This window comes from Mesorhizobium sp. M7A.F.Ca.ET.027.02.1.1 (genome assembly GCF_004022985.1).
Classification (GTDB): domain Bacteria; phylum Pseudomonadota; class Alphaproteobacteria; order Rhizobiales; family Rhizobiaceae; genus Mesorhizobium.
In genome coordinates this window covers 1-8944 of the sequence record NZ_RZOL01000253.1, presented here as the reverse complement: position 1 = coordinate 8944, position 8944 = coordinate 1, and the positions used below count along the sequence as shown (strand labels likewise).

13 protein-coding genes are annotated in these 8944 nt (G+C 60.6%); 7 read left to right on the top strand and 6 right to left on the bottom strand.

The genetic code is table 11. From position 1 onward, the window contains the following. Positions 1-147: 147 nt before the first annotated feature. Genes EN749_RS23935 through EN749_RS23925 form a run of 3 tightly spaced genes read left to right on the top strand, consistent with a single transcriptional unit; the run spans position 148 to position 1020 of the window. Entirely contained in the window at positions 148-441 is a 294-nt protein-coding gene (locus tag EN749_RS23935; protein WP_128364096.1) for a hypothetical protein, read from the top strand. Continuing rightward, entirely contained in the window at positions 413-619 is a 207-nt protein-coding gene (locus EN749_RS23930; RefSeq protein ID WP_128364095.1) for a hypothetical protein, read from the top strand. Before EN749_RS23935 ends, EN749_RS23930 begins: the two co-directional genes overlap by 29 nt. A gap of 29 nt (positions 620-648) precedes the next feature. Then, positions 649-1020: a DUF1515 family protein gene (locus EN749_RS23925; RefSeq protein WP_245491488.1), complete on the top strand. Its 372-nt coding sequence runs from the start codon at positions 649-651 to the stop codon at positions 1018-1020. A 500-nt stretch (positions 1021-1520) separates the two neighbouring features. Here EN749_RS23925 and EN749_RS23915 read toward each other — a convergent pair whose 3' ends face one another. From EN749_RS23915 to EN749_RS23900, 3 genes are all read right to left on the bottom strand, one after another. Beyond that, entirely contained in the window at positions 1521-1712 is a 192-nt protein-coding gene (locus tag EN749_RS23915; RefSeq protein ID WP_245491487.1) for a hypothetical protein, read from the bottom strand. Between the two features lie 105 nt (positions 1713-1817). Then, positions 1818-2054, bottom strand: coding sequence for a hypothetical protein (locus EN749_RS23910; protein WP_128364094.1), 237 nt, complete (start codon positions 2052-2054; stop codon positions 1818-1820). An 813-nt stretch (positions 2055-2867) separates the two neighbouring features. Next, on the bottom strand, positions 2868-3056 hold the full coding sequence (locus tag EN749_RS23900) for a DUF3606 domain-containing protein (protein ID WP_127398154.1): 189 nt from the start codon (positions 3054-3056) through the stop codon (positions 2868-2870). A gap of 174 nt (positions 3057-3230) precedes the next feature. Here EN749_RS23900 and EN749_RS23895 point away from each other — a divergent pair, with 174 nt between their 5' ends. From EN749_RS23895 to EN749_RS23885, 3 genes are read left to right on the top strand one after another with little or no spacing between them, the layout of a single operon-like run. Further along, positions 3231-4094, top strand: a complete 864-nt coding sequence (locus EN749_RS23895) for an RNA ligase family protein (protein WP_128364092.1) — start codon at positions 3231-3233, stop codon at positions 4092-4094. Continuing rightward, positions 4091-4429 (top strand): hypothetical protein, encoded by a 339-nt coding sequence (locus EN749_RS23890; protein WP_245491486.1) that lies wholly within the window; start codon positions 4091-4093, stop codon positions 4427-4429. Before EN749_RS23895 ends, EN749_RS23890 begins: the two co-directional genes overlap by 4 nt. 8 nt (positions 4430-4437) lie before the next feature. Further along, positions 4438-4800 carry a hypothetical protein gene (locus tag EN749_RS23885; RefSeq protein ID WP_245491485.1) on the top strand — a complete coding sequence of 121 codons (363 nt, stop codon included), beginning with the start codon at positions 4438-4440 and terminating at the stop codon, positions 4798-4800. A gap of 301 nt (positions 4801-5101) precedes the next feature. On the opposite strand, the gene rbsK is transcribed toward EN749_RS23885, so the two are convergent. From rbsK to ugpC, 3 genes are read right to left on the bottom strand one after another with little or no spacing between them, the layout of a single operon-like run. Beyond that, positions 5102-6046 (bottom strand): ribokinase, encoded by a 945-nt coding sequence (gene rbsK, locus EN749_RS23880; RefSeq protein WP_128364097.1) that lies wholly within the window; start codon positions 6044-6046, stop codon positions 5102-5104. Between the two features lie 4 nt (positions 6047-6050). Further along, positions 6051-6503: an RbsD/FucU family protein gene (locus tag EN749_RS23875; protein ID WP_128289764.1), complete on the bottom strand. Its 453-nt coding sequence runs from the start codon at positions 6501-6503 to the stop codon at positions 6051-6053. 21 nt (positions 6504-6524) lie between these two features. Next, positions 6525-7583: a sn-glycerol-3-phosphate ABC transporter ATP-binding protein UgpC gene (ugpC, locus tag EN749_RS23870; RefSeq protein WP_127266589.1), complete on the bottom strand. Its 1059-nt coding sequence runs from the start codon at positions 7581-7583 to the stop codon at positions 6525-6527. 288 nt (positions 7584-7871) lie between these two features. Between ugpC and EN749_RS23865 the strand changes: the two genes are divergently transcribed. Then, the coding region (locus EN749_RS23865) for an extracellular solute-binding protein (RefSeq protein ID WP_128364090.1) at positions 7872-8944 on the top strand (1073 nt) is incomplete at its 3' end.

The window sequence follows — 8944 nt, the reverse complement described above, 5'->3', positions numbered from 1 at the left end:
TATCCAGCCGGTCAAGGATGCTGCCGGCGACGTGCCTGGCTGGGTCTGGATGCTGGCGATCGCGGCTGTTGCCGGCGGGCTGTTCCTGGTCGCGCGCCATGGTGAGGCCAAGGGCGTCGAGGCGTTCAAGACGGGGGCACGGCGCTGATGGGCGCTATCATCTCGGTCATCGCCGGCTTCGTCGGTGTTCCCCGCCCCTTGGCCGGCATTATCGCATGGGCCGTCGTGGCCGTCGCCGTCTCGGGCGCGGTCTGGGGCGGCTACGAACTCATCAAGCATTGGGGCGCCGACGAACTGCGCGCCAAGATCGAAAGGGAGAATTCCGATGCGATTCACAAGGGCGTTGATGCTCGCATGTCTCTTGACGAGTGCCTTGACGCTGGCGGCGTGTACAACTTCGGGCGTCAGCGGTGTGACGCCGCTACGACAGGCCCTCGGTAGCAGCCTCGCCGGCGCGCAGGGCAAGACCGTCGCCGACCAGAACAGGATCGACCGCACCATGGCGCCAGGCTGCGCGGTGAAGCTCTATACGCGCGTCGAATGCGATTTGCACACGAAGGCCAGCGCCGCGCGGCGCGCCGAACTGAAATCAAAGCATCGCATTGAAGGGCGGGATTGATGCCGACATCGGGGACGAAGAGCTTGGAAATGATGATCGGCGGCCTGCTGCAAGCCACACAGGACATGCAGCGGGACATCACCGAGATCCGGCGCGATATCAAGGAAAGCGATGCGCGGGCAGCACTGAGCTATGAGCAGTCGGAACATCGAGCGGCCGCCAGCCGGTCCAAGATGTATGCCAAGACCGACGAACTGGTCGAGCGGGTCACAGCGACAGAAAGCGCGGTCAGCAAGCTCAACGCCGACATGACCAGCGTCAAAGAAGTGACAGCTGAGGTGACCCGGTGGAAGTTGATGGGGCTTGGCGCTCTTGGCGTGACCGGCATCGCCGCCGGCGCCGTGGCATCGACCCTTACCTATTATTGGAACGATATCTGGCGCGTTCTACGAGGCGGTTGAAGCTTATGTGTTCGGCAGACGGGTTTTCGCTGGCTTATTGCCTCGCGGCAGAATTGCCCGCCGGGTCCGGCTGGCGGGCTTTTTCATTTCCGGCGTGGTATATTCCGCTGCATGCGAGTTTTGTTCATCGCCTTTGCGGTCTTGTTTTTTATGGCTATCGGCTTTTGGCTAACCGCCGGTTTTCTTATCAACAAGTCCCATTCGCCTGTGATCGTCCCGACACAGGGGGAGCAATAAGAGCGGAAGTTACTGAAGCGGCGGTGGCGGTCGCCCGTCATCGTCCCTCGTCCCCGACCTCGTAATCAGAAGCTTGGCGTATCGGTCGAACAATGCCAATTTCTTCGGATAGGTAAGGTAAGTGAGCCGGTGGCAGCCGGAGCAACGGTGTTGAGCGGCAGACTTAAACCAGCGCCCAGGCTTTACGAAGCCCACCGCAATTCGAGCATCGGAATTCCATCTCAACTGAATGCAGGCTCTCAGAGAGAGGCATCCTGTCCTTCCTACAGCCGCTTGAACTCGGCAAGTCCCAGCCGTATCCGCTGGCCTTCCGCAAAGGCGAGCGCGAAAGATTCAAGTTCGAATGAGCGGGTAATTTCCTGGTCTTCCTCGACCGTGCGGACGAACCATTCGCCGCAGGCTTCAGCCACTTCGACGCAAGGTGAGACCTTGCCATTCGGCATTGCGTTATCCATCACAGACTCCCTAGAAAGCAATGGGCAACGTCGATTAATATCCTCTGGTATCGCACTTGCAATAACAAAGGCTTGTACGGAATCGGACCAACAGTCGTCGTTTGCTCAAGGCAAGGCGCGACCCGAAGCAGCTACCCATTCATTGCCTTCAGGTTCGGCTAGGAATGATGCTGCGATAAGGTCGTCGCCAGCAATCTGGCCGCGACCGTCATCCATGACGGCCGCAACCTTTTGGAAGATTTTTATTTCGGCCTCAGTTATGCGTGCTGCCCGCATTTTTGCCTGGAGATCAGCCAGGCGCGCCACGAGCGCTTGTGACGTCTCGGCTTCAAGGTTCATCATCTTCATTTGTCCGGTTGAGTGAGCAATTGACGTGCACGTTCTGTGCGCCGGCCATGCAAACACAACTCTGCTCCAAACGTTCCGTTTGTGGGCTTCGGTCCTAAGCGCCATGGGACCAAAGTCCTCCCCAGAAACGCAATGGTCCTACATCCGGATTGATAGGAACGCTTGGCTAAACTGATAGTTCTTTCAGTCGTGAAATCGGCACAGCTACGTCCCTTCCTGTGCTGAAAGGACCCGCGAGCCGCCAAGGTGGTTGGCGGGTCCTCTATTTCAAGTCTGTGCCAGCGCCAGGAGCTTAATTGCTGCCGCCCATGAATGATAATGAGCCGCCCAACAGGCTGGTACACCAGCCGCCGCCGGGATGGCAGAGCCCAGGGGTGCTTCTCGCAGCCGCTGCTCTGGCTTCATCCTTATGCGCCCTGCTACTGGCATCTTGGATTTCAGGTTGACCGCTCGGCGCGTTTATTTTTCCAACGCTGGGAAGCGCTAAACTTTAATGCTGGGCGCGGGCGGGATCTTCGCCGAACTCAACGTCAGCTTGTCGACGGTCTTGACAATGGCTGTGGCTAGGGCGGCGGCTTCATGCATGAGCTCCGGCCCATAGAGACCGTTTACCGCTTCCTCACTAGGAAGAACGCCAGGCGGACAATGATCCTCGATCGTCCGCCGGATTAGGGTTAGCGCCGCTCTGCACTCTTCTGTGTCAATCGTCGGCATGCACCGAAACATGCAGGACGGCTAAAATGTTCCGTCGGGTGGCGCCGATCCGTTTTGCAGTACTGCTTGCCGGTCCAAGGTCAGGTAGTTTGGTCATCGGCCGCCCAGTGCCTTTGCCTCACGCTCCAGCGTCTCACGGTCGTTCCCGTGCTTTCTGATAAGTTCCCGCACTTCAGGAATGGTAAGCTGGAACTTGCTGGCGAAATAGCCGACCTCATATTCTTCGTCGCCCGACACTCGGTCGCGGTCGCGAAAATCACGCTTGCTTTTGTCGTCTGGCATGATTGTTCCTCCTGAGAGAAGAACAGCGAAAGTGGCGCCGGGTTCCACGGACCTATTCGCGAACATCCACCCTTCGTTTGATCGCGGTAATGACTGAAACATTCAACTTAGCTAAAACGATCCGGAACCCATCGGGGCCGTGTGCCTTGAATCGCAATTATGTGAGTTCCGTGCATGCGTTTGAAGTTCATCCCGCCGATGCAGCCGGAGTTGGTCGACACCCCGCCCGGGGGTGAGGATTGGATTCACGAGATCAAGTTCGACGGGTACCGAACGCAGATCATCAAGGACGAAGACGGCATTCGCCTGCTGACCAGGAGGGGGTACGACTGGACTGCACGGTACAAGGTTCTGGCCGACCAAGCTGCCGCGATCCAGGCCGACGACTTCATCATTGAGGGTGAAGCCATCGTGGTTGATGAGGCTGGACGCTCCGATTTCCATGCGCTGCAGTCGGCCGTCAGCAGCCGCGAGACCTATCAGGACTATTATCTCGTCGCCTTCGATTTGCTGCATCTGAATGGGCACGACCTGCGCAGTATGCCACTGGAGGACCGGCGCGACATCCTGCAGGGAAGGATCGAGGCCGGCGGCCGCATTCAATTCAGCGAAGCCATGCCCGGCACTGGCGACGCTGTCTATTACCTCGCCGACCAGACTGGACAAGAAGGCATCGTCTCGAAGCGCCGGGACAGTCTCTATCGCAGCGGCCCGACGATGAACTGGCGCAAAATCAAGTGCTACGATTACAAGGAGATGGACATCATCGGCGTCCAACGCGATCCGGGGCAGGCGGCAAGAGTTCTCATGGCTGACGGAGGCCGCTACGTTGGCACGGCGAACGTCAACTTCAAGTTCGACAAACGCAGGCGTCTGTGGGACCGCGTGCAGGGCAAGGTTGGCGGACCGGTGCCGAAGGGCTTAAAGAAGGACAAGGCGGAATGGCTCAAGCCCGGCCTTGTTGGCCATGTGAAATTCCTCAAAGGCGAAGAAATGCTGCGCCATGCGAAGCTGCTGGATTACCGCGAACAGGAATGAGGGGGCTTGACGGCAAAGGAATTTGTTCCTTTTCTGTTCTTATGGCACACGATCCGATCGACACGCTGGGCAAGGCGACCCGGCACAACATGCTTGTGAAGGCCGAGTGCAGTTGCGGCAATGTTCGCTACATCAGATCGGCCGATTTGATGATGGTCTATGGCGGCGGCGTCGATCCGCTGGCGCTGAAGTTCGATTGCAGCCGTTGCAAGCCACAGATCAAGATCACGCTCCTCGAGGTGCATCCGGAACACCTGCCGAGGCGCCTGGTGATCCACAAGCCCATGAAGGTCGGCGGAAAGATTACCTGGTACACCGAACGGTTTCGAGGATGAGCGAGCGCTTGAAAGTTCGGTTCGCCTACCAGCGCGGCTGGCAGGTCGTCGAAAACGGCCATGCAATCGAAACCTTCGACAGCAAGGTCGAGGCTTTCGCCTATGTGCTCGCCAGGGGTGCCCGTGTCTGGCTGCAATGGGAACGGACGGTCATTGCTGGTAGAAGCCCGCCATACGACTTCTCTGCATCGTTTCAGCAAGGCGACGTCGGCCGCATCATGAAGACGCTGCATGGTCCCTCCGCCGGCACATGGTTCTGGACGTGCCACGATGGCGGTGCCCGCGGAACTGTCGAGACCAAGGATGAAGCGGTGGCTGGCGTCGAGGTCGCCTATTCCCGGCGTGTCACCGGGGCGGACCTGCCACGATGAGCGGCCCAGGGGAAACGCGCATGGGCAGTTTCAACTTTGATCGCTTTTGCGCTAATTTGACGTCCCAGAGAGTCGAAACCGGGCGTTGGCGGCCAAGCTGTTTTCACTGGCCTGTCACGCCGGAGGTCGCGGGTTCGAGCCCCGTCACTCGCGCCATTTCTCTCAAGGGTATCAAGCTCTTGGCTTCAGAGAAATGTCGACATTGATTGTCAAAAACATTGTCTTGCAAGAGACCTGAGGTCCAAGAGACCTGAGGTCACTCAGGTCCTTTCAGCCCTTGCCTACGCTTGGCCCTGCAAGATCACCCCCTCGCCAGCAGTGCCTCGACCTCCTGCAATGTCGGCATCGACGGTGCAGTCCCCGGTCGCGTCACGGAGATACCGGCGACGGCGCAGGCGAAGCGCACCGCCTGCAGCGGCTCCACGCCCCTCGAAAGTGCTGCGGCAAGCCCGCCATTGAAGGCATCGCCTGCCCCCGTGGTTTCGACCACCGGGCCGGCGCTGACGGCTGGAAGATGGTCGGAGCGCTCCTTCGAGTGCAAAAGCGCGCCCTTGTCGCCGAGCGTGACGATGACCGTGCCGACCCCCTTTTTCAGCAGACTGTCCGCGGCGGCTCGCGCCTCGTCGACCGAGGACACCTTCATCCCGGTCAGTTCCTCCGTCTCGGTCTCGTTGGGCGTGAGATAGTCGCACAGCGTGTAGATGCGGTCGGGAAGCTTTGCCGCGGGGGCCGGGTTGAGGATCGTCGTCACCCCTGCCCCACGCGCGATCTCCAGCGCCCGCATGGCTGCTTCGATCGGCTGTTCGAGTTGGGTGACAAAGACGCCGGCATTGCTGATCAATGCAGCATTGGCTTCGATATCGCATGGAGAGATCAGCATGGCAGCACCGGGGCTGACGATGATGGCGTTGTTGCCGGTGGTCTCCTCGACGAAGATGTAGGCCGCACCGGTGTAGCTTTCCGGCGTATCGATGACGGCATTCTTCACGCCCGCCTGCGCCCAGGTCTGCCTCGCCATGTCGGCGAAGGGATCGACGCCGAGGCGGGTGAGGAAGGTGACGTCGGCGCCGAGCTTACCGGCGGCCACGGCCTGGTTCGAACCCTTGCCGCCCGGCCCCAGCGTGAAGGATGTGCCGAGGATGGTTTCGCCCATGCGCGGCTGCCGCTGCGCCCTGTAGGCGGTGTCGGCGACGAACACACCCAATATGACGACAGGCTTCATGACGACCGGCTTGCCCGAAGCCATGCCGCTACTGCGCATCCGGCGGCACGACGCCCTTGCGGAAGGCGAAGCAGCCGTAGAAGCGGCGCTCACCTGTCTGGATGACGCAATAGGCCTGTTTGGCGCGCTCGTAGAAGGCATAGCGCTCGACCGCGATCATCGGCCACGACTTGCCCTCGGCGTTGTCGACCTCCTTCTGCACTTCGCTTTGCACGGGCGGAATCTCGTCGGGCTTGCCGACGATTTCCATGCGCGCGGCCGAATCGTCGACGAATGTATCGAGCGGGTAGAGCGACAGCACCGCCTTGACCACTTGCACCGCCGAGGCATCGATGCGCAGCACGCGGCCGAGCGCGGTCTGGCGCGCCACCGAATCGGACGGAAAATTGGTGTCGGCGATGATCAGATCATCGCCATGCCCCATTGCCCGCAATGCCTGCAGCACGTCGGCATTGAGCAGCGGGTTGATGCCTTTGAGCATGGTATTCCTCGTGAGTTGGGATCAGAGACGCTTGCCGGTCTCTGCGTCGAAAAGATGGATCTGGTCGAGTCGTGGCTTCAGCTTCAACGTATCGCCCGGCTTGAAGTCGTGACGCTCGCGAAACAGCGCCACCATCTCGCCTTCGCCGAAGCGCAGGAACACCAGCGTTTCCGAGCCGGTCGGCTCGACCACCGAAATCTTCGCCGGCACGCCGTCGGGATGGATTTCGAGATGCTCCGGTCGCACGCCATAAACGACGGCTTGCCCGTCCTGTGCGGCGTTGCCCGATGCGATCGGGAACAGCGTGCCCGCGATGTCGACACCGGGCTTGTCGCCCTTGCGCATGGTGCCCTTGAGCAGGTTCATCGACGGCGAGCCGATGAAGCCGGCGACAAACAGGTTGGCCGGTCTGTCGAACAGCTCCAGCGGCGCGCCGACCTGCTCGATGCGGCCGTCGCGCATGACGACTATCTTGTCGGCCATGGTCATGGCCTCGATCTGGTCGTGGGTGACATAGATGGTGGTGGTCTTCAGCCTCTGGTGCAGTTCCTTGATCTCGGTGCGCATCTGCACGCGCAGCTTGGCGTCGAGATTGGACAGCGGCTCGTCGAACAGGAAGACCTGCGGATTGCGCACGATGGCACGGCCCATGGCCACGCGCTGTCGCTGGCCGCCGGAAAGCTGGCGGGGATAGCGCTTCAGATAGGGATTGAGGTCGAGGATATCGGCGGCGCGCTTGACCCGCTCGGCGACCAAGGCCGGATCGGTTTTCCTGAGCTTGAGCGCGAAGGCCATGTTCTGCTCGACCGTTTTGTGCGGATAGAGCGCATAGTTCTGGAACACCATGGCGATGTCGCGCTTGGCCGGCGGCAGATGATTGACGACGCGGTCGCCGATGGCGATCGTACCGGCGGAGACGGTCTCCAGCCCAGCCACCATCCTGAGCAATGTGGACTTACCGCAACCCGAAGGGCCAACCAGCACCACGAACTGTCCGTCTGCGATATCGACGCTGACTTCGTGCAGAACCTTGACCGTTCCAAAGGCCTTGGCCACCTTGCTGATCGCGACTTGCGCCATGTCTCCCCCATCGGCTCCATTAGCCGTAGGCGCAGAAGCTAACCAACGCGACCTGTCAGGGCAAGTCGGTCCCTTATAGATAAAAACCCGTTCTCGTTGACACGGCGTTTGGTTGTGAGAATAGTGGCTGGCGCTGGTCAAAATGTCGGTACCCGATCCGCAGGGAAATTCAATCGACGCAGGGTGGGGTCCTGCCTAATTCGTTTCCGAAACGGGAGCATCGTTGGCGCTCCGGCGTCCGACAGTTGGCCGATTTATTCACACTGATGTTCTGGGAGGAAATAGGCGATGAGAACGGGTCTTTACGACAAACTGGTTCGAGCCGGCGCCACAAGGCGCGACATATTGAAGGGCGCGGCCAGCATGGCCGCGATCGCAGCCGCATCCGGCGCCGGACTTGGCGCCTTGACGCGCCCGGCCTCAGCGGCAAGCGAATTGCGCACAAAAATCCTGCAGATCCCAGGCGTCGGCAAAGGCCAGCCGACGGACGCCGATTTCCAGAAGGTCGGGGAACTCTGCCTCGAGGCGACCAAGGCCAATGTCAAGGAAGGCGAATTCGCCGGCGTCGAGCTGACCTTCATGGGTCTCAACAACCAGAACCTGCACAATGTGCTGTTCCGCGGCTTCCTGAAGCCGTGGGAGACCTACACCGGCGCCAAGATCAACTGGATCGACCTGGCGCAGGCCGATTACAACGCCCGCCTGCAGCAGTCGATCGCGACCGGCACCGTCGATTTCGACATCATCGAAATGGGCGCGCCGTTCGAAGGCGATGTCTGCGGCAAGGGCCTGACGTCGGAAATGCCCGACTGGGTCAAGACCCAGATCGATTTCGACGATTTGGTCAGCTACCTGAAGCCGCCGGTCGGCACCTGGGACGGCAAGCAATACCGCGTGACCGTCGACGGCGACGCGCACAACTTCAACTACCGCACCGACGTGTTCGCCGATGCCGACCTCGCCAAGGCCTGGAAGGACGGCGGTGGTGAAGGTGAATGGGGCGTGCCGAAGACCTGGCAGCAGGTTCAGGCAGTGACCAAGTTCCTCAAGGGCAAGAAGCTCAAGGACCAGGACGTCTATGGCTATCTGGACGCGCCAAAGCCCTGGGGCGGCTTCGGCTTCTATTTCCTTGGCAGCCGCGCCACCGCTTATGCCAAGCACCCCGACGACAAGGCCTGGCTGTTCGACGCCGACACGATGAAGCCGCGCGTCAACAATCCGGCCTGGGTGCGCGCCATCCAGGACGTCATCGACGCGCTGCCGTCCGAACCCGCCGACCAGATCAACGCCGATCCGAACACGACCGCCTTCCAGCAGTTCCTGGCCGGCACCGGCTCGATGGTCACCTGGTGGGGCGACGT